This is a genomic window from Bradyrhizobium sp., from assembly GCF_049519115.1.
Lineage (GTDB): Bacteria > Pseudomonadota > Alphaproteobacteria > Rhizobiales > Xanthobacteraceae > Bradyrhizobium.
Window position 1 is genome coordinate 1 of record NZ_JBEKRB010000068.1, and the last position, 22788, is coordinate 22788.

Consider the following 22788-nt stretch of genomic DNA (forward strand, 5'->3'; position numbering starts at 1 on the left):
GCGCCGAGGGCATCGTCTTCTCCAGCGTCAAGGACGTGAAGAAGAAAGCCTGACGGGCGCCGTTCACGGCGTCACGCGCGAGGATGTGAACGGGAAGCGGACAGCAACCCGGATATTTCCCTCCAATTTGGCATTATATGAGGTGCGTAGGCTGCTTCCGAGGATCTCGCATGCTCCGTCGCATCGCTATCGGATTCATTGTTGTTGTTGCAGGATTGGCCATCGCAGGAAGCGCCGATGCTCGACGATGGCATCGCATCAACGCCACGCCGTTTTTTCACGCGCCGTGCAGCGTTTTGTCCCACCACCCGTGCACGCCCTATTTTTGCAGCGTACTCAGTCACGGTCCCTGCATTCCCGAAATCGACTATCCCTATGGAGAGAACCTCCAACTGACGGTCGAGAGCAAGCCGCCGGAGGCAGAAGCGCCGCGCTATCAAAAGCCCGATCACGATCTGGATAATATCGGCGATCTCTTTGCCGCCCTGCGGTCCTGCTGGACACCGCCGCAGGCGGATTCGGCGAAAGAGGGCATGCAGATGACGGTGCGTTTCAGCTTCAAGCGATCGGGCGATCTGATCGGGCCGCCGCGCATGACTTTTGCCACTTCGGGTGTACCTGTCGAGGTCCGCGAGACCTATTTAAAAGCGATCAATGATTCCATCGACGCCTGCGTGCCGCTCAAATTCACCGGTAATCTTGGCGGCGCCCTGGCCGGACGGCCGATCGCCATCCGCTACGTCGACAACCGCGAGTTCGACAAGCAGAAGGCGACGCCGTAACCGCATTGCCGTGCAGCCTTTGAAAGTGTACCCGGGTAGCCGCAAAAGGTCCGCGGGAGGGGACATTGATGGGACTTGCGGTGATGATACTCGGCCTCGTGCTGTTTCTCGGCATCCATACTGTGCCGTCTCAGCGCGAACTCCGAGCCAGTGTGATCGCCGCTATGAGCGAGGGAGGCTACAAGCTCGTTTACGCGCTCATCTCCCTGCTCGGGATCGCGCTGATCGCTTGGGGTTTTGCGCACTACCGTGCGGCGGGAATGATCGACGTCTGGGAGGGGTTGGTCCCCTCGAAATTGCTCGCCATTCTGAAGCACATCACGCTCGCACTGATGTTGCCCGCGGTGATCCTCGTCGTGGCCGCCTTTATGCGCGGGCACATCTACACGGCGCTCAAACATCCAATGCTGGCGGGCGTCAAATTGTGGGCGGTCGCGCATTTGCTGGCCAATGGCGATCTCGGTTCGATCATCCTGTTCGGCTCATTCCTAGGCTGGGCGGTGTTCGACCGTATCTCGCTCAAACGCCGTTCGGATGCCGGCGGACCGCCGATCCCGGTTGGTGGCTGGGGAAACGACGTGATTGCGGTTGCGGTCGGAATCGTCGTCTATCTGGCGCTCGCTTTCGCGTTCCATCCGGTCGTGATCGGCGTGCCTGTCGTAGGAGTTTAAAAATGTCAGTTCAGTCGGCGATCAAGCGCAAAACCGCACCCGATATTCGTGCGCGCAAGAACGGCGAGCCGATCGTGATGCTGACGTCGTACCACGCCCATACCGCGGCGCTCGTGGATCGCTACTGCGATGTCATCCTGGTCGGCGATTCCCTCGGCAACGTCATGCACGGATTTGAAACCACCGTGCCGGTGACGCTCGACATGATGATCCTGCAGGGCCATGCGGTGATGCGTGGCTCGCAGCACGCACTCGTCGTCGTCGATATGCCCTTCGGCTCCTATGAGGCCTCCAAGGAGCAGGCCTTTCATTCGGCCGTGAGAATTCTGAAGGAAACCCATTGCGGAGCGATCAAGCTCGAGGGCGGCGCGCGGATGGCCGAGACGATCGCATTTCTGGTTGAGCGCGGCATCCCGGTGATGGGCCATATCGGCCTGACGCCGCAATCGATCAATACGCTGGGTTCGTTCCGTGCCCAGGGACGCGATGAAGGAAGCTGGGAGCCGATCGAGAATGATGCGCTTGCGGTGGCGCAGGCCGGCGCCTTTTCTGTCGTGGTCGAAGCGGTGGCCGAGCCCCTGGCGCGCAAGATCACGGAGACGATCGCCATTCCGACGATCGGCATTGGGGCCAGTGCGGCCTGCGACGGTCAGGTGCTGGTGCTGGAGGACATGCTGGGATTGTCGCCGCGGGCGCCGAAATTTGTCCGCCGCTACGGCAATCTCGGCCCGATGATCGAGGCGGCAATCCAGGGCTATGCGGCCGACGTTCGTTCGCGCGCGTTCCCGGGACCGCAGCATGTTTACGGCATGAAGACCAAGACGTGAGCACGCCCCTTTGCCGCACACGGAGGGTGGATAACCCCTTGGGCCAGCCTCGTTAACGCGTTGACAGGGCTAGCTTTGCCTTGCCTCCGCCATATCGCTAAGGTAACGCGGCCGCCATCAAGGGGCAGATCTAACAGTATTGTTGGTTCCGAACGCGCTAAGCCGGGGATGGGATATCTCTAAGTGTCTGAATTATTTGATGAAGTCGACGAGGAAGTCCGCCGGGAGCAGCTCAAGAAGCTGTGGGACCGATACTCGATTTATATCATCGCCGCGGCGCTCCTGATCATTGCCGCCGTCGCCGGCTGGCGCGGTTATCAGTATTTGGAAGCACAGAAGGCGGCAGAGGCAGGCGCAGCCTTTGATGCCGCGCTCGATCTGGCCGAGCAGAACAAACATGCCGAGGCGCAGGCCGCCTTCGACAAGCTCGCGACCAACGCGCCGGCCGGATATCGGATGCTGGCGCGGCTGCGGGCGGCGGGCGAGGTTGCAGCAAGCGATCCGCAAGCGGGCGCTAAACTGTACGACGAACTTGCGGCCGATCGCAGCATCGGTACCGAGCAGCAGGACGTGGCGCGGATTCGCGCCGCGGGACTGTTGTTGGACACCGATAGCTATCCGAACATGCTGCAACGTCTTGAGGCTGCCACCAAGCCGGACGCGACCTTTCGTCATACCGCGCGTGAGCTGCTGGCCTTGTCGGCCTGGCGCGCCAATGACATCAGCTCGGCGCGGCAATGGCTGGACATGATTGCCAGCGATGGAGAGACGCCTGCGGCCATGCGTTCGCGAGCCGAGGCGCTTCAAGCGCTGCTTCCGCCGGTCGCCAAGAGCTGACGACAGGAAAACAGGTTGAACGAGAAATCGACCATGCGTCGCCTGAAACGTCTGATCGCCGCTTCTGTTCTCGTCGCGCTGTCCAGCGCCGTCGCCGGCTGCTCGAGCGGCATGAGCAGCTTCGATCCGATGGATTATCTCGATTGGCTGGACACGAAGAAAAAGGTGCAGGGCGACCGCAAACCGGTATTTCCGGACGGCGTGCCGGGTCTTGAACAGGGCGTTCCGAAATCCCTGTACAAGGGGGCCCAGCAGGAGCCCGATCCGAATGCGCAGGAAGCGGCCGTCCCACCGGCACCTCCAGACGCCAAGTCGAAAAAGACCGCCAAGAAGGGTAAGCAGCAACCGGCGGCAGCAACGGCCAGCACGGATCCCGCGGCAGCGCCTGAAGAAGACAACACGGCGGCGGCACCGCCAGCACCCAAGAAGAAAATCGTTCGCCAGCGCACCACTGCGCCGCCGCCCGATCAGGACGCGCAGCAATCCGGTGCAACGCAACCCGCGCCAACGGCCCAACAATCCGGCGCGGCATTCCCCGCACCGGTACCCGGCGGTACATTTACGCGCTAAGGCTTGATGCGGGTACATTCCGACTAGCGCCGTTTATTTGAAGTTTTTGCACCGTAAGCTGCAACAGGCTTGCGTTCGATTCTCCCGCCCGGATCAATGATGTCCTTTACGATCGCCATTATCGGCCGGCCCAATGTCGGGAAATCGACCCTGTTCAACCGTCTGGTCGGACAGAAGCTGGCACTGGTCGACGATGCGCCGGGCGTTACCCGCGATCGGCGCGAGGGCGAAGCGCGGCTCGGCGATCTCCGCTTCACCGTGATCGACACGGCAGGGCTCGACGAGGGCGCGAAAGGGTCGCTGACGGCGCGGATGCTGGAGCAGACCGAGACCGCGATCGGACTTGCGGATGCGCTGATGTTCGTGATCGACGCCCGTGCCGGATTGACGCCGAGCGACCGTGCCTTTGCCGACTATGCGCGTCGCGCCGACAAGCCGGTCGTCTTGTTGGCCAACAAGAGCGAAGGCAAGCACGGTGAAATCGGCGCCATGGAGTCCTATGCGCTCGGCCTCGGCGATCCCTTGCAGATTTCGGCGGAGCATGGCGAGGGCATGAGCGACCTCTATGACGCGCTGCGCGTGTTGATGCCTGAGCCCGTCGAAGACGACGAGGAAGACGATGAAGAGATCGCCGAAGAGGAGCTGGCAACACGGCCGATCCGCGTCGCGGTCGTCGGCCGTCCCAATGCCGGCAAGTCGACGCTGATCAACCGGCTGCTTGGCGAAGAGCGGCTATTGACCGGCGCCGAGGCCGGCACCACGCGCGATTCCATCGCCGTGGAAATCAGCTGGAATGGCCGGGACTTTCGCGTGTTCGACACCGCGGGACTGCGGCGGCGCTCCCGGATCGAGGAAAAACTGGAAAAGCTCTCGGTTGCGGATGCCTTGCGGGCGGTGCGCTTTGCCGAGGTCGTCGTGTTGATGATGGATACGCAAAATAAATTCGAAGAGCAGGATTTGCGCATCGCCGACCTGATCGAACGCGAGGGCCGCGCGCTCGTGATCGCCGTCAACAAATGGGACCTGATGGAAACCAAATCCGGCACGATTTCAGCGCTGCGCGCCGAGGCCGACCACTTGCTGCCGCAAGTCAGGGGAACGCCGTTGGTCGCCGTATCGGGCTTGATGGGCGAGGGTATCGACCACCTGATGCGCGCGATCGAAGATGCCTATGCGGTGTGGAATCGTCGGGTGCCGACGGCGGCTCTCAATCGCTGGTTCGAGCAGGCGGTGGATGCGAACCCGCCGCCGGCGGTCTCCGGCCGCCGCTTGAAGCTGAATTACATTACGCAAGCCAAGGCGCGGCCGCCGAGCTTTGTGCTGTTCTGCTCGCGCGCCGACGCCGTGCCGCAATCCTATTTGCGCTACCTCGTCAATTCATTGCGCGAGTACTTTGAATTGCCGGGCACGCCGGTACGGATTTCGCTGCGGGAAAAGGCCAATCCTTTTGCGCATAAACGGAAGCGGCCGTCATGAGCGAAACGAGTGCTGTCGGCGTGCCGCCTGTGCGCGGCGCGGCGGTAGCTTTTATCTTCGTGACGATCCTGCTCGACATGCTTGCACTCGGCCTGATCATGCCGATCCTGCCAAAACTTGTCGAAAGCTTCGTCGACAACGACACCGCACAAGCCGCCCGTATCTTTGGCGTGTTCGGAACGGCCTGGGCGCTGATGCAGTTCGTGTTCTCGCCGATCCTCGGCAGCCTGTCCGACCGGTTTGGCCGAAGGCCGGTGGTGCTGTTGTCGAATTTCGGGCTTGGGCTCGATTACGTGCTGATGGCGCTGGCGCCGTCGCTGATCTGGCTGTTTGTCGGGCGGGTAATTTCCGGGATCACCTCCGCCAGCATTTCGACCGCCTTCGCCTATATCGCCGACATCACGCCGGCGGAACGCCGGGCCGCGGTGTTCGGCAAAGTGGGCGCGGCCTTCGGCGCCGGTTTCATCATAGGTCCGGCCGTTGGCGGGTTGCTTGGCGACGTCGACCCACGGCTGCCGTTCTGGGTCGCGGCCGGCCTGAGCTTTACCAATACGATCTATGGCCTACTGATCCTGCCGGAATCGCTGCCGCGCGACCGCCGCGCGCCATTTCGCTGGAAAAGCGCCAACCCGATCGGCGCGCTGCATCTGTTGCGTTCCGACCGCATTCTCACCGGGCTGTCGGTGTCGAATTTCTTTGCTCAGTTGGCGCATGCGGTGCTGCCGTCGATTTTCGTACTCTATGCGACCTATCGATATGGTTGGGATTCGAAGACCGTTGGCGTCACGCTCGCGATGGTCGGCGTCTGCACTATGCTCGTGCAGGGTGTGGGTATCGGGCCGATCGTGCGGGTGTTCGGCGAGCGTCGATCGTTGTTGCTGGGGCTTCTCTGCGGTGCCGCCGGCTTTTTCATTTTCGCCATCGCGCCCACCGGGCCGTTGTCATGGCTTGGAATTCCTGTGATGTCGCTATGGGGAGTTTCCGGCGCGGCGATCCAGGCCTTGATGACGAAGCGGGTTGCGCCTGACCAGCAAGGCCAGTTGCAGGGAGCGAACGCGAGCGTTCAGAGCGTTTCCCAATTGTTGGGGCCGTTCCTGTTCACGCTGACCTTTGCCTATTTCATCGGCGCACAGACGCCGCTGCATCTGCCAGGCGCGCCGTTCTATCTCGCATCCGCGCTGGTGCTGCTGGCGCTCGTCATCGCAGCCGGCACGCTCTCCGGCCGCGGGCCCTTGCGCTCAGCGTAAGGCGTCCGATTTCAGACGGAATTTTTGGATTCGTTTGGCGTTATCGACCTCGGCTGTATAGACGTTGTCCCTGGCATCGACGGCGATGGCGTGGACCCAGTGGAACTGGCCTGCGGCACGCCGCAGCCTTGGGATCATAGGGTGGTTGCTTGTCGTCGTTCGGCGGACTGCCATAGGCTCCCCAGTGCCGCTTGTAAGCACCGGTGCTGGCATCGAAAACAATGACGCGGCGATTCCCATATCCGTCGGCGACGTAGATTTCGTCGGCTTCCTTGTCGATCGCGGTTTCAGCGGGCTTGCCAAGCTGGCTGGTATCGTTGCTTCCCCCGCTCGGGGCGATCTTGCCAATCTGCATGACGAACTTGCCATCGAGCGTGAATTTCAAGATGGCGTTGTCGTTCTCGGCATTGCCGCCGACCCAGACGAATCCTCGCTCGTCGACCTCGATGCCGTGCTCGCGTCCGACCCATTCATAGCCTTCGCCGGGGCCGCCCCAGGCGCGCAGGAGGTTGCCGTCGGCATCAAATTCCAGAACCGGCGGCGCGGGATGACAGCATTTCGAGCGGGGCGGCGTCAGAGTTGCGCCCTTCTCGTCATCGGTCAACGAGCGCGGACGATGGATCATCCAGATATGTCCTTGCGAATCGACGGTAATGCCGCCGACCTGACCAAGAATCCAATTGTTCGGTAGCGGCTTCGGCCAGGATGCGTCCACGACAAAGGTCGGAATCTCGCCGGCGCGTGAAGGATACAACGTCCCGAACAGCAGGGTGGCAATGGAGATTGCCGCAGCCGCCGAAAGGTTCGTGATGGCGCGCTGCAGGTGGCCGCGGTTCTCGATCGGCGTCACGGACGTCCTCCTGTTTCTTTGGACGTCAGTGAATAACTCAACCAAAGGCCAGTCAACCGCGCGCGTCGTCGATAGACCTTACCGGCTAGGCCGGTGGCTGAAAGCTCAGAAGGCTCCGCGTTGTGTAGTCGTAGAACTTGCCGGTCTCATTCCACGACGGCGCACACATTGGCACGATGAATTCTGCCACTTGCTCGGGTGTGTCGAGCGTCAACGGATCCTCGCCGGGGAAGACCGCGGCGCGCATGCGGGTGCGGATCGGGCCGGGATTGAACAGATTGATCCGAAGTGCCGTCGATGCGGTCTCGGCCGCCCAGACCCGCGCCAATGTTTCAAGCGCCGCTTTCGAGGCCGCGTAGGGCCCGAGATAGGCGCAGGCCTTGTTGGCCGCGCCCGAGGTCACGAACACCGCGCGGCCGGCATCGGATTTCCTCATCAAGGGTTCCATGCAGCGGATCAGTTGAAAATTGGCCGATACATTGATCGCGAGCACGTCGTTCCACGGCTTCATCTCGATATGGCCGAGCGGCGAGGAGGGACCGGAGACCCCGGCATTGCCGACGAGAATATCGAGCTTGCCGTGGCGGTCATTCAGCGCCGCGCCAAGCCGCGCGATGCCGTCGGAGTCGGTCAGGTTGAGCGGCACCAGCGTGGCGCTGCCGCCGTCCTTTCGGATCGCGTCGTCGAGTTCCTCAAGCCCGCCCTGCGTGCGCGCCACCGCCACGATATGCGCGCCGGCTTTGGCGAGAGCGCGCGCGGTGGCATAGCCGATGCCGCGCGAGGCGCCGGTGACGAGGGCGATGCGATCGGCGAGGGGTTTTGTCATGATCTTAATCCACGTTTGCGGCGGGTTTTACAGTCGTGGATGGCCGGGACAAGCCCGGCCATGACGAAAAACACGGTCAATCCGGGATGGCCCGAAGGACCAGAGCCGGAGTTTGGATGCCGTGATACGGAGTATGCGATATCGCGTGATCCCGGGTTCGCGTGTCACGCGCCCCGGGATGACGCTTCGCGTCAGCTTGCCTCCGCCAGCAGCGACAATTGCCGCGGCTGCGGCTCGACCTGTTCCTGGTCGGTGAGGCTGGTGGGATAGACCCCGGTAAAGCAATGGTCGGAGAATTTGGGGTTGGCGGCGTCGCGCCCCTGATAGCCCATGGCGCGGTACATGCCGTCGACCGTCAGGAACGCCAGCGTATCGGCGCCGATCAGTTCGCGCATTTCCTCGAGATTATGGGTCGCCGCCAGCAGGCCGCCGCGATCCGGCAGGTCGATGCCGTAATAGTCGGGGTAGAGGATCGGCGGCGAGGCGAGACGGAAGTGAACTTCGCGGGCGCCGGCGTCGCGCATCATGCGGACGATCTTCTTCGAGGTGGTGCCGCGCACCAGCGAATCGTCGATCAGGATGATGCGCTTGCCCTCGATCGCGGCGCGATTGGCCGAGTGCTTCATGCGCACGCCCAGTTCGCGCACGCTTTGGGTCGGCTGGATGAAGGTGCGGCCGACATAGTGGTTGCGGATGATGCCAAGCTCGAACGGCACGCCGGAGTGCTGGCTATAGCCGACGGCGGCCGGTACGCCGGAATCCGGCACCGGCACGACCACGTCGACCGGCACATGGCTCTCGCGTGCGAGCTGCGCGCCAAAGGCCTTGCGCACGTCGTAGACCGATCGGCCGCCGACGATGGAATCCGGCCGCGAGAAGTAGATGTATTCGAAGATGCAGGGCCGAGCCGGCTTGGGCGGAAACGGCTTATGGCTATGGGCGCCGCGCTCATCGAACACCACGATCTCGCCGGGTTCGACGTCGCGCACATATTTGGCGCCGATGATGTCGAGCGCACAGGTCTCGGACGCCAGGATCGGACGGCCATCCAATTCGCCGAGCACGAGCGGCCGGATGCCGAGCGGATCGCGGGCGCCGATCAGCTTCTTGTTGGTCAGCGACACCAGCGAGTAGGCGCCTTCGATGGTCCGCAACGCCTCGATGAAGCGGTCGATGAAATGGCTGCGCTTGGACTGCGCCACGAGATGCAGGATGACCTCGGTGTCGGTGGTGGACTGCATCATGGCGCCGCCACGCACGAGTTCGCGGCGCAGGGTCAGTCCATTGGTCAGATTGCCGTTGTGGCCGACCGCAAATCCACCGGCATTGAGCTCGGCAAACAGCGGCTGCACGTTGCGCAGGATGGTTTCGCCGGTGGTGGAATAACGGACATGGCCGACGGCGGCATTGCCGGGCAGGCGCTCGATCACCTCGCGGCGGGAAAATGTATCGCCGACGAGGCCGAGGCGTCGTTCGGAATGGAACCGGGTCCCATCAAACGTGACGATACCGGCGGCCTCCTGGCCGCGGTGCTGAAGGGCGTGTAATCCGAGGGCGGTGATGGCAGCGGCTTCAGGATGGCCGAAAATGCCGAACACGCCGCATTCCTCGCGTAGCGTGTCGCCTTCCAGGTCAGAGTCTTCCAGATAGAGGGGACCGGTATTCGGCTGTTGAGCTTTGGCGTCGTCGGAAGGGCTTTCTTGGCTGTCCATCGCGCCTCTCTTTTGACCAGCTATCACCGCGGTGCCGGCTTTTCGATCAGCTTTTTAAGGCTGTCACGGGCAGGTTTACTATATCCGTCGCCTGAAGCCGGTGTCGCCTGGTCGGCGTCAGTCTGTTCATCTTCTGGTTTATTCTTCTTGAATCTCTTCAAGATGGTGTTCTCGGGGTCGTCCGGCAAGAGTGCCATTAGCCAATCCCCGGTTCCCTGCAAGACCACCCGGGACTTCGCGCCCGTCACCCAGTCCGGCCGCTGCTTGTCGGGAACCAGCCAGGTAAAGAACAGGAAGGCCACCACGACGATAAGCAAGCCGCGCGCCAGTCCGAACAGGAAACCGAGCGTGCGGTCCAGCGCCCCGATTCGGGAGTCCAGGATCATGTCGGAAATCCTGACCGTGATGACGGAAACCACGATCAGAGTACCGACGAAGACGCCCGCAACCACGACGAGGCTCGCGACCGTATCGTTGTTGAAATAGGTCTTGGCCGTCGGCAACAGCTTGGAAAACGAATAAAGCGTGACCAGCGCGGCGGTGCCCCAGGCGGCAATCGACAGAATCTCGCGCATGAAGCCGCGAACCATTGCGAGCAGGCCGGAAATCAACATCACAGCAAGCAGGGCGAGATCGAGAATTGTGATTGGCATCGGCTGGTCAGGTCCGCAATCAAGGGTTCAACCCGCGAATCGGCTGGACCCGCCACATCAGCTGACGGTCCGATCGGGCACTCGGCAAGGTCGGAAATCGCGCCATCCAGCCTTGCGGGCGATGTATAGCGGCGAGGGCGGGTAACGTCACGTGCAGCTAGCCTTCCTGACGCCGGAATCTCGCAGGTGTGGCATTTTTTTCCGCAGGCGAATTCTCCCTGTTCCCTCTGGGGGGTCCACGGGCGGCAATCTCGGCAACCAGGCTGGTCAAGCCGCCGACTGGATTGAGCGAAAGGCCGGAATCACCACCGGCCTCGCCACGGGCCGATTCGGGCAGCACCGCGCGGCCGAAGCCGAGCTTGGCCGCCTCCTTGAGCCGTGCCGAGGTCTGCGCGACCGGCCGCACCGCGCCGGAGAGCGACACTTCTCCAAAGTAGACCGCGTCGGCGGGAAGCGTCGCATTGACCAGCGAAGATACCAGCGCTGCGGCGGCGGCAAGGTCGGCGGCCGGTTCCTGAATGCGCAAGCCGCCGGCGACGTTGAGATAGACGTCGTGGCCGGACAATTTGACCCCGCAATGGGCCTCCAGGACCGCCAGCACCATCGAGAGCCGGCTGGGATCCCAGCCGACCACGGCGCGGCGTGGCGTGCCGAGCGAGGTCGGCGCCACCAGCGCCTGGAATTCCACCAGCACCGGGCGTGTGCCCTCGATCCCGGCGAATACGGCGGTGCCTGGACTGCCGAGATCGCGCTCCGACAGGAACAGTTCGGAAGGGTTGGAGACTTCGCGAAGGCCGAGCCCGGTCATTTCGAACACGCCGATCTCATCGGTCGGGCCGAAGCGGTTTTTCACCGCCCTTAAGATCCGGAACTGCTGCGAGCCTTCGCCCTCGAACGACAGCACTGCGTCCACCATGTGTTCGACCACGCGAGGTCCGGCGATCTGGCCATCCTTGGTGACATGGCCGACCAGAATGATCGCGGCACCTGATTTCTTGGCAAATCGAATGAGCGCCTGCGCCGAAGCGCGAACCTGGGTCACAGTGCCCGGCGCGGACTCCACCGTATCGGTCCACATGGTCTGGATCGAATCGATCACGATCAGACGTGGCGTCGCGCCTTCGGAAAGGGTTGAGACGATATCTTCCACGGACGTCTCGGCCGCCAGTTGCACCGGTGCGTCCGCCAGCCCCAGACGCTCGGCGCGCAGCCGCACTTGCGCCACGGCCTCTTCGCCGGAGATGTAGACGGCGCGGTGCCCGGCCCGCGCCAGCAGGCTGGTCGCCTGTGTCAGCAGCGTCGATTTGCCGATGCCGGGATCGCCACCGACCAGCAGCACCGAGCCGCGCACAAAGCCGCCGCCGGTGACGCGGTCGAGTTCGGCCATGCCGGAAGGGAGGCGAGGGGCGTCCTGGCTCTTGCCGGTAAGGCTCTCCAGCGCGAAGGTGCGGCCCTTGCGCTTGGAGCGGATTGAGACCGGCATCGTGGTGGCGCCGGTGACATCCTCCTCGACCAGCGTGTTCCATTCGCCGCAGGACTCGCACTTGCCCTGCCAGCGGTTATAGGCCGCGCCGCAGTTCTGGCAGACGAAGGAGAGGGTCGACTTAGCCATGGAAGGGAATCGCTGTGATGGGGCACAGCTGCATAGCATGAAATCCTAAAAAGTTCCTATTTTGTTCTATTCGTCCACCGCTCATTTCCACGACTTTATTGCGATCCCGCAAAGCATTTGCGAGCGGTCGCGCCGCGGAGCGTTGAAGGGATTTTACGAGAACGCCGTCCAGAGCATCGAGAGGCCGGCTGCAATCATGATGCCGTCCATCAGCAGGCGGAACGCGTCGGGTTTTAGATGCAGCACGAAGCGCTTGGCGATGAAGGCGCCAAACATCAGTGAAGAGCCGGCAATCAGGCCTTGCAGCGCAACGTCAGGGGTCAGCGCGCCGAAGCGCTGGAAAGTCACGGATTTACTCACATACATGCCGAGCGAACTGGCTGCCTCGGTCGCCAGAAAAGCGCCCTTGGTCAGGCCGTAAAACAAAAACAGCGGCACGCTGAGCGGGCCGGTCGAAACCACAATGCCGGTGATGTAGCCGATGATCGCGCCGCCGATCGCAAGATGCCAAAGCGAAAGCTTGAACTGATGGCTGGCCAGCCAGTGCCGCGTTGGCACCATCGCGATCAGGAACAATCCGATGGAAATATCGACGATATGCGACGGCAACTCCAGCAAGGTACGCGCGCCGAGCGCAGCCGCCGGGATAGCCGGAATGGAATAGACCGCGCAGGCGCGCCAGTCGACCTCCCGATACCAGGCGAGAATGCGCGAAAGGTTGGACATGACGGCTGCGATCGCCATGATCGGAACGGCCTGCTTGGGTCCGTATTGATAGATCAGGACCGGCATCAGCATGATCGACGATCCGGTGCCGACAATGCCGGAGATGGTGCCCGCAACAAGTCCAACCGCGAGTACGAAAAGGAAACTCAAAGCCATCAGTTCCCTTATCTGTCTTTTGGCAGGCTGTTTGCTAGAGGCGATACTCGTCGTGCCCCGTCAAGAACGATGGCGGCAACCCGGCCATCGCCGGATGCAGAGCGGGGATATGACGAAGCTTGATTGGCGAGGCCTTTCGCCTCACGCCGCCAGGGCGACCTTACCGAACGCCTTGACGAGCGGGGTCTCCAGTTTGCCTTCCATGCCGCACAAAATCTTGTAGGCGTCCTGCCGCAACATCGGCGGTCTGTACGATCTGGACTCGATCAGAGCGGCAAAAATGTCCGAGATGGTCAAGAGCCTCACCAAGTCGGAAATCTGGTCCGCCGTGAGCCCGTCGGGATAGCCTGAGCCGTCGAGATACTCATGATGGTGCCGCACCCCATCGAGTATTTCCGGGCTGATATCCGGAATATCCTTCAACAGTTCATGTCCGATCACGGGATGACGCTTCATGATCACATCCTCTTCCGGACTAAGACGCCCCGGCTTGTCGAGAATGGAGAGCGGAATCTGGGCTTTCCCGATGTCGTGCAGCGTGGCCGCCATTCCCAGCCGCTTGACGTCAAGGTCGACAAATCCGATTTCGAGGGCAAATCCCACCGCGATGCCCGTTACCAGGAGGCAGTGCTGGAAAGTTCCCTCATGATATCGTCGAACGTTATCCAGCCAGGCGCTGAGCCCGTCGCGCTCGATGCCGGTAATGACGTGCGAGGTGATATTTTCGGCCTCCGAAAGGTCGATCGATTGGCCATGGTTGACCGCGGTGAACATCGAAGCGAACGCCTTCGCACAGTCCATTGTTTCGGACCGGACGGTTTCGGAATTTTTTCCCGAGGCTTTTATCGCGGCTTCGATTTGCGCCAGCTTGGGCGCGATCTCACGGGTGCTGCGAACCACCGAAGTCGCCCCGAGTGCGTAGGCTTGCGCGACCATGTGGTGCAGGTGTCGCTGGACGACAAACAGCTTCTCGCTGACCGCGCGCAGTTCGCCGAGGGTTTCCTTGATTTGTTCCACCCGGGCCATGACGCGCAGGTCGGCATCGACCATGAGCACGCCCTCCGAGCCGAAAGACGCCTTATCGCCCAGTAGTCTGGGAATGATACGATGATGCGGTTCCAGCACGGCGCGAATGGCCGGAATCTTGGATGGTTCATCAGTAAGATAGCAAACGAGCATGTGATCCTGCTAAAACAGGGGGTATAAGCCGCTCATTTCAAACACAAAAAAACTATAACAGCTCGTCAGCCTATGTTGATTTCATTAGTAAAGATTAAACGGATCGCTCCATCTGCACGGCAATAGGCCTTAGGGTAACCCCAGGCTAACCGACGGTAATCCATGCCGGCGCGTGGTCGCTGGCGCCGTCGTCGCCGCGTACCAGACGGTCAACGCCCGCCTTCTTCAGGCGCGGGGCGAGCGACGGGCTGAGCAGGAGATGATCGAGCCGCAGGCCTGCGTCGCGCGGCCAACGGTTGCGCTTGTAGTCCCAGAACGTGAACATCGGCTCTGACGGGTGAAGGGTGCGGATCGCATCCGTCCAGCCTTGTTTCATCAACGCCTGGAACGCAGCACGGCTCTTCGGCTGGATCAGCGCATCCTTGTCCCAGGATTTCGTCGGATAGATATCGAGGGCAGTCGGAGCGACGTTGTAGTCGCCGGCCAGTACCACAGGGACATCTTGTTTGAGGAATTTGGCGGCGTGCGTCCGCAGCCTCCTGAACCAGTCGAGCTTGTAGTCGAATTTCGGTCCCGGTTGCGGATTGCCGTTCGGCAAGTAGAGGCTGGTCACAACAATGCCCTTGACGGCGGCTTCGATGTAACGGGCCTGGTCATCCTTGCTGTCGCCCGGCAATGCATTGCGGATCAGCACGGGATCGGCGTTTCGCGCGAGGATCGCCACACCATTCCAGGTTTTTTGTCCGCGCCACACCGCGCCGTAGCCGGCCTTCTCAATGGGGCCTTGCGGAAAGTCGCCGTCGGTCGACTTCAACTCCTGCAAGGCAACGATGTCTGGCTTGGCTTGCTTGAGCCAAACCAACAGATTGGGCAGACGCCGGTTGATATTGTTGATGTTGAAGGTGGCGATCTTCATTGCAGTGGCGAGGCGGCTCTCGAAACCGCGATGTCAGCCGTCAACGGTTTCGCCCTTGTAGACACGCGCGTAGCGTCGCCCGAGGCTCGTCAGCACCTCATAGCCGATGGTGCCGAAATGGTGGGCCAATTCGTCGACGGTGATGCCTTCGCCGATCAGTGTGACCATGTGGCCGCGCCGTACTGCGTTCTTTTCCAGATCGGTGACATCAACGGCGAGCAAGTCCATCGAGATGCGCCCCGCAACGGGACAGCGCCTGCCGGCAACCATCACCTCGGCGCCGCGCGTGCCGTCATTGCTGCTGCCGGCGCGGAAATAGCCATCGGCGTAACCGGCGGAAACGACCGCGAGCCTGGTTGGCCGCCGGGCGGTCCAGTTTCCGCCATAGCCGACGCTTTCACCACGTTCGACGTCGCGGATTTGCATGATGCGTGCCTTCAAATCGACGACGGGCAACATCGGGTTGTCGGCCTCCGGCGTCGGATTGACGCCATAGAGGGCCGCACCGGGCCGCACCATGTCGAACTGGAATGCGCTTCCGAGGAAGACGCCGGATGAGTTCGAAAGCGACGCGGGCACGCCTGAAAACGCGCCGGCAATCTGGCGGAAGGCCGCCAGTTGCCTGGCATTCATCGGGTGATTGAGGCTTTCGGCGCAGGCGAGGTGGCTCATGACAAGCGATATGCCGTGATCGCCGGCGTTGATCCTCGGGATGAGGCCTTGCGCTTCCGCAACCGTGAGGCCGAGCCGCTGCATGCCAGTGTCGATATGGATGGCGACGCCACCGGCCCAGCCGGTGCGACGGCAAAAGACGTCCCACTCGGCGAGTTCGTTGAGGTCTCCGATCACCGGCCGTGCATCGATCCTGGCGTAGGCGTCACCGGTGTTCTGGATGAAGCCGTTCAGTACATAGAGAGCAGCGGCCGGCACGGCAGCCCGTACCGCGGCCGCCTCTTCAAGGGTGGCGACGAAGAAGGTCTTGCAGCCCGCCTTGGCGAGCGCCTGGGCGACCGGTTCTATTCCGCAGCCATAGGCATTGGCCTTGACGACGGCAGAGCATTCGGCGGGCACAGCGGTTTTCTCGAGCTTGCGCCAGTTGGCGACCAGCGCGTCAAGATCGACTGTCAGAATGCCGCTGGCGGCGGCCAGCGCCGCCGCCTTGTTGGCTTCCGGCGACAGAATGGAATCGGCCGGAAGCGACTTTGGATCGGAGGCGATGTTCATGGCCCCATTTTACGCGCGGGCCGACGGCGGTTCAACCGGTGCAGAAGGCTACGGCACCCGGTAGGGCAGATTGTCCTCTTCGACGAAATCGCTGAAGCGGGTGTATTGCCCTTCGAACTGCAATTTGACGGTGCCCGTCGGTCCGTGGCGCTGTTTTGCGATGATAACTTCGGCTTTGCCGAGCGCCAGCTCCATCTCGAGCTGCCATTTTTCATGTTCGGCGGTGCCGGGCTTGGGCTCCTTGTTTTGTAGGTAATATTCCTCGCGGTAGACGAACAGCACGACGTCGGCGTCCTGCTCGATCGAACCGGATTCGCGCAAGTCCGACAGTTGCGGGTGCTTGTCGTCACGGCTTTCGACCTGGCGCGACAACTGCGACAGCGCAATCACGGGAACATTGAGCTCCTTGGCGAGCGCTTTCAGGCTGGTGGTGATCTCGGTGACTTCCTGCACGCGGTTGTCGTTGCCACGCTTGCCCGAGCCCTGAAGCAGCTGGATGTAGTCGACCACGATCACGTCGAGCCCTTTTTGCCGCTTGAGCCTGCGTGCCCGCGCCGTCAATTGCGAGATCGACAGGCCGCCCGTCTCGTCGACAAAGAGCGGCAAATGTTCAAGCTCGATCGTGTAGTCGCGAATCCGCTCGAACTCGTCCTGTTTGATCCCGCCGCGCCGGATCATGCTCGACGCAATTCGGGTTTGCTCGGCGAGAATACGGGTGGCCAGTTGCTCGGCGGACATTTCGCAGGAGAAAAAGCCGACAATGCCGCCATTGATCGACTTCTTCGTGCCGTCAACCAGGACGTCCTCTTCGTGGGCGCGCGCGATGTTGTAGGCAATATTGGTCGCAAGCGCGGTCTTGCCCATGCCGGGGCGTCCCGCGACGATGATCAAGTCGGAACGCTGCAGACCACCCATTTTTGAATCCAGATCGCGCAGGCCGGTGGCAATGCCGGACAGTTTTCCATCGCGCTGATAGGCATTGGCCGCCATATCGAGCGCGACTTTCATCGCCTGCGCGAAGCGCTGGAACCCGCCGTCATAGCGGCCGGATTCCGCCAGCTCATACAGCCGCCGCTCGGCATCCTCGATCTGGGCGCGCGGGGCAAAATCCACCGGCGCATCGAAGGCGACGTTGACCATCTCCTCGCCGATCCGGATCAGATCGCGGCGCAGCGACAACTCATAGACGGTGCGCCCATAGTCCTGCGCGTTGATGATGGTGGTCGCTTCAGCGGCCAGCCGCGCCAGATACTGGCTGACCGTCATGCCGCCGATATCGGTATCGGCGGGCAGGAAGGTTTTCAGCGTCACCGGCGTTGCCACCTTGCCCATCCGGATCAGGCTGCCGGAGGTATCAAAGATGGTCTGGTGGATCGGTTCAAAGAAATGCTTGGGCTCGAGAAAGTCCGAAACCCGGTAGAACGCGTCATTATTGACCAGGATGGCGCCCAGAAGGCTTTGCTCCGCCTCGATATTATGGGGAGCGCTGCGGAAAGCGGGGGTTCCCGCATCGGGAGCGAGTTTCAGAACGTTCGAATCAAGCGAGGGCATGTGGGGTTAGTATTCTCGAAAGTTTGGCAGATGAGGGGCGCCGATAAAGCGCCTCTCCTGCGTGAAGCGGAAGCGGCAACTGGCCTTATGCACGATTCACACAATCGGGTTTGGGAAATCGGCAAGGTGTGTCGCCGGGACGCTTGACGCGATTCGTCCGGCAGAAGCGTCAAAAACATCGTCAACCGGGTGAACCTTCCCGGTCCGATCACTACTTAATATCTGGACGTAGGCGTTTGGCGGGTAAGGGAAAGCCGTCAGATCAGAATGAGATAAACCAGCGCGAACAAGCGGCGCCGGTGGCCATCGCGATCAAGGCATAATCGGTGCGGAACGCGCGGCAGGCAATGATGGGCGGGTTTCCTGAGCCATTTTGCCGGTTTAGGGCAGGGCGTCGAAGTCCTTTGTGAAGCAGGTCACATCTGGGCAGTTTTTGGCAATTTTCTTTCAGAGGTGGTCGCTGGGGAACCAGTTCATAGGGCTGGAATTATCCACCACCGGGTTTTCTCGAACGGACAGGACGGAAAGCCATGAACCAGCAATTTCCATCTTGGCGGACCCAAACCGGCCAGACTCTGTGGTTGTCCGGTCTGATCGCGGCCATGGAAAGGCTGTCGCGCTCCGAATGGCGGGCCCGCCCGGTCGATCCTCTCGAGCTTGTTGCGGTTCGGGCCCACCTCGCGCGGCCTGCGACGGCTCATTCAAAACGTGGATCGCGGTTCAGCGTGCGAAATTAATGCGGCCTATTCGCCGGCAATTTGCAGACGCGGTTTGTTTCCAACCTCAATGCCCCGCAGTCTGTCTTCCTCGCGGGCCAAATAGTCCCGCGTGATCGGTACAACGCCCTGACGCTTGGTCAGCTGGATCTGAAAATTCATCAGGTTCTGCTTGCGGAAGGCCATCTCGGAGCAGGCGAGATAGAACTCCCACATCCGCGCAAAACGCTCATCGTAGAGCTGGATCGCTTCCTCCCGGCGCGCCATGAAGCGTTCGCGCCAGGCTTTGAGCGTTTCCGCATAATGCAGCCGCAGGATCTCGATGTCGCATACGAGCAGTCCGGCGCGCTCGATCGAAGGCAGGACCTCGGAGAGCGCGGGGATATAGCCGCCCGGAAAAATATACTTCGTAATCCAGGGATTGGTGACATCGGGTCCATCCGACCTGCCGATCGAATGAAGCAGCATAACGCCGTCCTCGGTGAGGAGCTCCGCACACCGCTTGAAATAGGTGTCATAGAAATCGACACCGACATGTTCGAACATGCCGACGGAGACGATGCGGTCGAAGGGGCCGGGAATGTCGCGGTAGTCTTCGAGAACGAATTTCGCAGACTGGGCGAGCTTCTTCTCCGCCGCGCGGGCGTTCGAGACTTGCAATTGCTCCGTCGACAGCGTCACGCCCGTGACATTGGCGCCGGTTGTCTCGGCCAGATAAAGGCCGAGGCCGCCCCAACCCGAACCGATGTCGAGGATCTGGTCGCGCGGCCGGATCAGAAGCTTGGCGGCGATGTGGCGTTTCTTGGCAAGCTGGGCATCGTCCAGCGCCATATCCGGCGTCTCGAAATAGGCGCAGCTATATTGTTTGTCGGAATCGAGAAACAGCGAATAGAGCCTGCCATCGAGATCGTAGTGGTGGGCGACGTTATTTCTGGCGCGGCCGCGTGCATTGAACTGGCGCAGATGTCTGGCCAGATAACGCAGCAACCATTGTGGCTTGGCCCAGCCAGGCAGGACGTCCGGCTGATCCATCAGGATGGCGAGCGCATCCGCAATCGATCCGTTTTCGACGACGAAGCTGCCTTCCATGTACGTCTCGCCGAGTGCGAGTTCGGGGTTGAGCAAAATCCGCAGCTCTGCTTCGGCAGTCAGGAAGCGAGTAAAAATATGCGGCCCAGTGCCGTCGCCGCAGGTGAATTTTTCCCCGCGCGCGGTGGTAAAAGTCATCGCACCGCGGCGAATGAATTGCCGCAGGAAGTAACGCAACAAACGGTCCATCGAAACCACCAAGAGGAGCGATCCCGTAAAAACCAAATCCGGCCGTCGCAACGACGCGCAGGGAAACCAAATGGTTCCTGCACGTCTCGACCCTCATCATAAAAGCACTCGCTGAGCCGTTCGCTAGTGCGTTGTATACAAAGCAGATATTCCGGGAACACGTAGCCGCGGCGTTTCGCCATAAGTGCGCTTCCATTCGCGGGATAATCGGCTACAAGGTGACGCCGCTGGTGCCCTTCGGAACGGCACCGGAAGCGTTTTCCACATCTGGAGAATAGGGAATAATGTTGAGCCGAGCGCGCATTTTTGCGGCGGTCACGCTTTTGGCCAGTTGCCTCGCGGGCCCGGCTGCATGGGCGCAGGCGCAGAATCTCGAAGCGGGCAAAAGCGCTTCCCAGCTCTTTGCGGGTACGTGTAATGCCTGCCACAAGAGTCCGCGCGGTCTCTTGAAAACGGTTTCTCCCGGAGCGCTGCCAGGTTTCTTGCGCGAGCATTATACGACGAGCAGCGACATGGCTTCGCAGCTGGCTTCCTTTCTTGTCTCCAATGGTGCGAACGACGCCCGGCAGGCCAAGCAGGGCGCGGACACCAAGCAAGGTGCGGACAAACAGGGCGGTGCCGATCAGGCCGACCGGCAGGGCCGTAAGAACAGGAATGCGCCGGCCCAAGAAGCTGCGCGGCCGGACGATGGACCACCTCCTGCTGAAGGCGGCCGGCAGGGCCGCAAACGATTGGCGCGTCCGCAAGAGCCATCTGAGGAAGCAAAGCCTTCAGCTACCAGCACGCCGGCTCAGGCGGCCATTGATCATGGCCCCGATGGCCGCCGGCAGAAGCGCCTCGGCAGGCCCGGCCGGCCGGGCGCCGAGGACCCCTCGATGGCCAACGAGCCGCCGAAGTCTGAACCTGGCGCGGATGACAAAGCCAGGGGCGACACAACCGCGAAAGGTGAGCCGGCCAAGGAAGACATCGGTAAAAAGGAAGATATGGGCAATGCGGACCGCGCCAAGCCGGATGCGGACGGCAAGTCCAATGAAGCCAAATCTGAGCCCGCCAAAATGGAAGCGCCGAAGGACAATGCTTCCGGCGAAAATCCGGCGGTGCGTCGCGATCCGGTGCCGCCCGTAACGCAGGCCCCGCCGGCCGCAGTTTCCTCAGCGCCCGCGTCCACGTCCGCGCCTGCGGTCGCCTCTGGTGGATCGTCTGAACCCGCCCCGTCCTCGCTTAGGCCGCCAGCGCTGCAAGCGCCGGCTGCTGCCCTTCAAGAACCGCCGGCCGTGACGGCTTCCGCGCCGCCGCCTGCACCCCCGTCATCGGGGCCGCCGGCGCCGCCGATCTCCCAGTAGCGGTCAACGACTCACGCGCCGGTGTCAGCGAGTAGCCATCGACAAAAATAAAAGCCCCGCCTGTTTCAGGCTGTGTGAGAACCAGGGCAAATCAGATAGAGAGGCCGCATCATCAATGATGCGCCGCCGCATCATCAATGATGCGGCCTTTTTCATGCGCTACATTCGAGGTGGGGACCGTAACCAGGCGAGTTTTTTGCCGTCACGGATCGATGATTACGTTGCCGCTGATGCGGCGGTGCGGGTGATCGATGCCTTTGTTGAAGGTCTCGATATGTTCGGGCTCGGCTTGGTTCGAGCGACACCGGCGGCGACCGGGCGGCCCGGCTATGACCCGCGCGATCTTCTGAAGCTCTATATCTACGGGTACCTCAACGAGGTTCGTTCGAGCCGCAAGCTGGAGCGCGAGTGCCGGCGCAATGTCGAACTGATGTGGCTGTTGGGGCGGCTTGCCCCCGACTTCAAAACAATTGCGGACTTTCGGCGGGACAATGCAGGCGGGATCGTAGGGACATGCCGGGCCTTCGTGCTGTTCTGCCGCGAGCAGGGCCTATTTGCGGCCCGTCTGTGGCCATCGACGGTTCGAAGTTCCGGGCGGTGGCGAGCGCCAAGCGGATTATGGGCGAACGCAAGGTCGCCGAAGAGGCCGTCCGGATCGATCAACAGATCGCGGCTTATCTTGCCAACCTCGACAGCATCGATGCGAGCGAGCCGGCTGACAGCGATGCGGAACAGACGGCTGCGGCCCTCAAGGCTCTCAGGGCACGCCGCACCGACCTTGATGCTCTGGCAGCGCGACTTAAAGGCGGAAGATCGGACCAGTCTTGTAGAAGGTGAGCTCGATGCGCGGCCGATGGGTAAAGGGGCAGGCTCCAAGCCTCCTTCCTACAATGTCCAGACGGCGGTCGATGCTGCGACGGGGCTGATCGTCCACCATGAGGTTACAACCGAACCGACCGACAACCGGCTGCTCCATCCGATGGCCAAGGCGACGAAGGATGCGGTTGCGGCCAATACGCTCACGGTGGTGGCGGACGCTGGCTATTCAAACGGAGCAGACGCGGCAGCCTGCGAGAACGATGGCATCACGCCTTGTGTGCCAGCGAACCGGGCCGTCAACAATCAAGGCGACTTCTTCGACCGCACGGCCTTCATCTACGAGCCGCAAACCGACAGTTTTCGTTGTCCGGCGGGCTGGTGCGCAAGCAAATCCTCACTAGAAAGCAGAGCGTCTTGTATATGGCCGACGATTGTTCGGGTTGCGCGCTCAAGCCGAGATGCACCAGCGTCGAGCGCCGCTTCGTTCAAAGACACCTTTACGAGGACGCGCTTCAACGCATGAATGCCCGCGTCGAAGCCGATCCACACCTCATGCGGCAGCGGCGATGCGCCGCTGAACACCCGTTCGGAACCATCAAGCGGATGACGGCTGGCGGCAGGTTCCTCACCCGAGGCCTTACCAACGTCAAGACTGAAGCCGCCCTCAGCGTTCTTGTCTACAACATCATGCGGGTCATCAATCTCATCGGCCCGCAAAGCCTCAAGATCAGGCTCGCCTGACCCTAAAAATGAAAAAAGAGGCCCAGGATCACCGGAGCCTCTCGTTTCCACACAGCCTGCTCAGGCCGGGGCTTTT

22 protein-coding genes and 2 pseudogenes are annotated in these 22788 nt (G+C 61.7%); 12 read left to right on the forward strand and 12 right to left on the reverse strand.

From position 1 onward, the window contains the following. Positions 1-170: 170 nt before the first annotated feature. From ABSE61_RS31495 to ABSE61_RS31525, 7 genes are all read left to right on the forward strand, one after another. Positions 171-782: a UCP034077 family protein gene (locus tag ABSE61_RS31495; protein ID WP_423875075.1), complete on the forward strand. Its 612-nt coding sequence runs from the start codon at positions 171-173 to the stop codon at positions 780-782. Between the two features lie 68 nt (positions 783-850). After that, positions 851-1453 carry an NnrU family protein gene (locus ABSE61_RS31500; RefSeq protein WP_423875076.1) on the forward strand — a complete coding sequence of 201 codons (603 nt, stop codon included), beginning with the start codon at positions 851-853 and terminating at the stop codon, positions 1451-1453. 2 nt (positions 1454-1455) lie between these two features. After that, on the forward strand, positions 1456-2280 hold the full coding sequence (panB, locus tag ABSE61_RS31505; RefSeq protein ID WP_423875077.1) for a 3-methyl-2-oxobutanoate hydroxymethyltransferase: 825 nt from the start codon (positions 1456-1458) through the stop codon (positions 2278-2280). A 183-nt stretch (positions 2281-2463) separates the two neighbouring features. Then, positions 2464-3117: a tetratricopeptide repeat protein gene (locus ABSE61_RS31510; RefSeq protein ID WP_423875078.1), complete on the forward strand. Its 654-nt coding sequence runs from the start codon at positions 2464-2466 to the stop codon at positions 3115-3117. Between the two features lie 33 nt (positions 3118-3150). Continuing rightward, complete coding sequence (locus tag ABSE61_RS31515; protein WP_423875094.1) at positions 3151-3687, forward strand: hypothetical protein; 537 nt, start codon at positions 3151-3153, stop codon at positions 3685-3687. A gap of 99 nt (positions 3688-3786) precedes the next feature. Next, complete coding sequence (gene der, locus ABSE61_RS31520) at positions 3787-5163, forward strand: ribosome biogenesis GTPase Der (protein ID WP_423875079.1); 1377 nt, start codon at positions 3787-3789, stop codon at positions 5161-5163. Then, positions 5160-6410 (forward strand): TCR/Tet family MFS transporter, encoded by a 1251-nt coding sequence (locus tag ABSE61_RS31525; RefSeq protein WP_423875080.1) that lies wholly within the window; start codon positions 5160-5162, stop codon positions 6408-6410. The genes der and ABSE61_RS31525 overlap by 4 nt, the downstream gene beginning before the upstream one ends. On the opposite strand, the pseudogene ABSE61_RS31530 reads toward ABSE61_RS31525, so the two are convergent. The 11 genes and pseudogenes from ABSE61_RS31530 to ABSE61_RS31580 all read right to left on the reverse strand — a co-directional run bounded on the left by ABSE61_RS31530 (position 6402) and on the right by ABSE61_RS31580 (position 19809). Continuing rightward, a pseudogene (locus tag ABSE61_RS31530) lies at positions 6402-7260 on the reverse strand (NHL repeat-containing protein). The gene ABSE61_RS31525 and the pseudogene ABSE61_RS31530 overlap by 9 nt on opposite strands. Before the next feature lie 85 nt (positions 7261-7345). Then, positions 7346-8086 (reverse strand): SDR family NAD(P)-dependent oxidoreductase, encoded by a 741-nt coding sequence (locus ABSE61_RS31535; RefSeq protein ID WP_423875081.1) that lies wholly within the window; start codon positions 8084-8086, stop codon positions 7346-7348. Between the two features lie 191 nt (positions 8087-8277). Next, positions 8278-9798, reverse strand: coding sequence for an amidophosphoribosyltransferase (purF, locus tag ABSE61_RS31540; protein WP_423875082.1), 1521 nt, complete (start codon positions 9796-9798; stop codon positions 8278-8280). Positions 9799-9821: 23 nt separating this feature from the next. After that, positions 9822-10451 carry a CvpA family protein gene (locus tag ABSE61_RS31545; RefSeq protein WP_423875083.1) on the reverse strand — a complete coding sequence of 210 codons (630 nt, stop codon included), beginning with the start codon at positions 10449-10451 and terminating at the stop codon, positions 9822-9824. Between the two features lie 157 nt (positions 10452-10608). Further along, the gene (gene radA, locus ABSE61_RS31550; protein WP_423875084.1) at positions 10609-12063 is read right to left on the reverse strand and encodes a DNA repair protein RadA; all 1455 of its coding nucleotides are present in this window, start codon (positions 12061-12063) and stop codon (positions 10609-10611) included. 153 nt (positions 12064-12216) lie between these two features. Beyond that, complete coding sequence (locus ABSE61_RS31555) at positions 12217-12939, reverse strand: sulfite exporter TauE/SafE family protein (RefSeq protein ID WP_423875085.1); 723 nt, start codon at positions 12937-12939, stop codon at positions 12217-12219. 147 nt (positions 12940-13086) lie between these two features. After that, complete coding sequence (locus ABSE61_RS31560) at positions 13087-14124, reverse strand: HD-GYP domain-containing protein (protein WP_423875086.1); 1038 nt, start codon at positions 14122-14124, stop codon at positions 13087-13089. Between the two features lie 145 nt (positions 14125-14269). Beyond that, positions 14270-15040, reverse strand: coding sequence for an exodeoxyribonuclease III (locus tag ABSE61_RS31565; protein ID WP_423875087.1), 771 nt, complete (start codon positions 15038-15040; stop codon positions 14270-14272). A 33-nt stretch (positions 15041-15073) separates the two neighbouring features. Beyond that, positions 15074-16264: an alanine racemase gene (gene alr, locus ABSE61_RS31570; protein WP_423875088.1), complete on the reverse strand. Its 1191-nt coding sequence runs from the start codon at positions 16262-16264 to the stop codon at positions 15074-15076. A 48-nt stretch (positions 16265-16312) separates the two neighbouring features. Then, positions 16313-17815, reverse strand: coding sequence for a replicative DNA helicase (locus tag ABSE61_RS31575; protein ID WP_423875089.1), 1503 nt, complete (start codon positions 17813-17815; stop codon positions 16313-16315). 743 nt (positions 17816-18558) lie between these two features. Continuing rightward, complete coding sequence (locus tag ABSE61_RS31580; RefSeq protein ID WP_423875090.1) at positions 18559-19809, reverse strand: cyclopropane fatty acid synthase; 1251 nt, start codon at positions 19807-19809, stop codon at positions 18559-18561. Between the two features lie 512 nt (positions 19810-20321). On the opposite strand from ABSE61_RS31580, the gene ABSE61_RS31585 reads away from it, so the two are divergent. Then, a complete protein-coding gene (locus ABSE61_RS31585) occupies positions 20322-21152 on the forward strand; it encodes a hypothetical protein (RefSeq protein ID WP_423875091.1) in 831 nt (276 codons plus the stop codon). 24 nt (positions 21153-21176) lie between these two features. Here the strand turns inward: ABSE61_RS31585 and ABSE61_RS31590 are convergent, their stop codons facing one another. Continuing rightward, a complete protein-coding gene (locus ABSE61_RS31590; RefSeq protein WP_423875092.1) occupies positions 21177-21308 on the reverse strand; it encodes a hypothetical protein in 132 nt (43 codons plus the stop codon). Between ABSE61_RS31590 and ABSE61_RS37140 the strand changes: the two are divergent. The 4 genes and pseudogenes from ABSE61_RS37140 to ABSE61_RS31610 form a co-directional block, all read left to right on the forward strand. After that, positions 21307-21579: pseudogene (locus tag ABSE61_RS37140) on the forward strand (transposase); the annotation flags it as partial. The gene ABSE61_RS31590 and the pseudogene ABSE61_RS37140 sit on opposite strands and share 2 nt — an antisense overlap. A gap of 140 nt (positions 21580-21719) precedes the next feature. Continuing rightward, entirely contained in the window at positions 21720-21989 is a 270-nt protein-coding gene (locus tag ABSE61_RS31600; RefSeq protein ID WP_423875096.1) for a hypothetical protein, read from the forward strand. Continuing rightward, the gene (locus ABSE61_RS31605) at positions 21934-22494 is read left to right on the forward strand and encodes a transposase (protein WP_423875095.1); all 561 of its coding nucleotides are present in this window, start codon (positions 21934-21936) and stop codon (positions 22492-22494) included. The genes ABSE61_RS31600 and ABSE61_RS31605 overlap by 56 nt, the downstream gene beginning before the upstream one ends. Continuing rightward, positions 22392-22712 carry a transposase gene (locus tag ABSE61_RS31610; protein ID WP_423875093.1) on the forward strand — a complete coding sequence of 107 codons (321 nt, stop codon included), beginning with the start codon at positions 22392-22394 and terminating at the stop codon, positions 22710-22712. The genes ABSE61_RS31605 and ABSE61_RS31610 overlap by 103 nt, the downstream gene beginning before the upstream one ends. Positions 22713-22788: the final 76 nt, after the last annotated feature.

Bases quoted from the DNA above. Each gene is read 5' to 3' on its own strand.
- ABSE61_RS31525 (WP_423875080.1), top strand. From the start codon at position 5,160: ATGAGCGAAACGAGTGCTGTCGGCGTGCCGCCTGTGCGCGGCGCGGCG.
- ABSE61_RS31610 (WP_423875093.1), top strand. From the start codon at position 22,392: ATGGCCGACGATTGTTCGGGTTGCGCGCTCAAGCCGAGATGCACCAGC.
- ABSE61_RS31500 (WP_423875076.1), top strand. From the start codon at position 851: ATGGGACTTGCGGTGATGATACTCGGCCTCGTGCTGTTTCTCGGCATC.
- panB (WP_423875077.1), top strand. From the start codon at position 1,456: ATGTCAGTTCAGTCGGCGATCAAGCGCAAAACCGCACCCGATATTCGT.
- purF (WP_423875082.1), bottom strand. From the start codon at position 9,798: ATGGACAGCCAAGAAAGCCCTTCCGACGACGCCAAAGCTCAACAGCCG.
- ABSE61_RS31565 (WP_423875087.1), bottom strand. From the start codon at position 15,040: ATGAAGATCGCCACCTTCAACATCAACAATATCAACCGGCGTCTGCCC.
- der (WP_423875079.1), top strand. From the start codon at position 3,787: ATGTCCTTTACGATCGCCATTATCGGCCGGCCCAATGTCGGGAAATCG.
- ABSE61_RS31515 (WP_423875094.1), top strand. From the start codon at position 3,151: ATGCGTCGCCTGAAACGTCTGATCGCCGCTTCTGTTCTCGTCGCGCTG.
- ABSE61_RS31605 (WP_423875095.1), top strand. From the start codon at position 21,934: ATGCTCTGGCAGCGCGACTTAAAGGCGGAAGATCGGACCAGTCTTGTA.
- ABSE61_RS31535 (WP_423875081.1), bottom strand. From the start codon at position 8,086: ATGACAAAACCCCTCGCCGATCGCATCGCCCTCGTCACCGGCGCCTCG.
- ABSE61_RS31575 (WP_423875089.1), bottom strand. From the start codon at position 17,815: ATGCCCTCGCTTGATTCGAACGTTCTGAAACTCGCTCCCGATGCGGGA.
- radA (WP_423875084.1), bottom strand. From the start codon at position 12,063: ATGGCTAAGTCGACCCTCTCCTTCGTCTGCCAGAACTGCGGCGCGGCC.
- ABSE61_RS31495 (WP_423875075.1), top strand. From the start codon at position 171: ATGCTCCGTCGCATCGCTATCGGATTCATTGTTGTTGTTGCAGGATTG.
- ABSE61_RS31585 (WP_423875091.1), top strand. From the start codon at position 20,322: ATGGCTTCGCAGCTGGCTTCCTTTCTTGTCTCCAATGGTGCGAACGAC.
- ABSE61_RS31580 (WP_423875090.1), bottom strand. From the start codon at position 19,809: ATGGACCGTTTGTTGCGTTACTTCCTGCGGCAATTCATTCGCCGCGGT.
- ABSE61_RS31590 (WP_423875092.1), bottom strand. From the start codon at position 21,308: ATGAAAAAGGCCGCATCATTGATGATGCGGCGGCGCATCATTGATGAT.
- ABSE61_RS31560 (WP_423875086.1), bottom strand. From the start codon at position 14,124: ATGCTCGTTTGCTATCTTACTGATGAACCATCCAAGATTCCGGCCATT.
- alr (WP_423875088.1), bottom strand. From the start codon at position 16,264: ATGAACATCGCCTCCGATCCAAAGTCGCTTCCGGCCGATTCCATTCTG.
- ABSE61_RS31545 (WP_423875083.1), bottom strand. From the start codon at position 10,451: ATGCCAATCACAATTCTCGATCTCGCCCTGCTTGCTGTGATGTTGATT.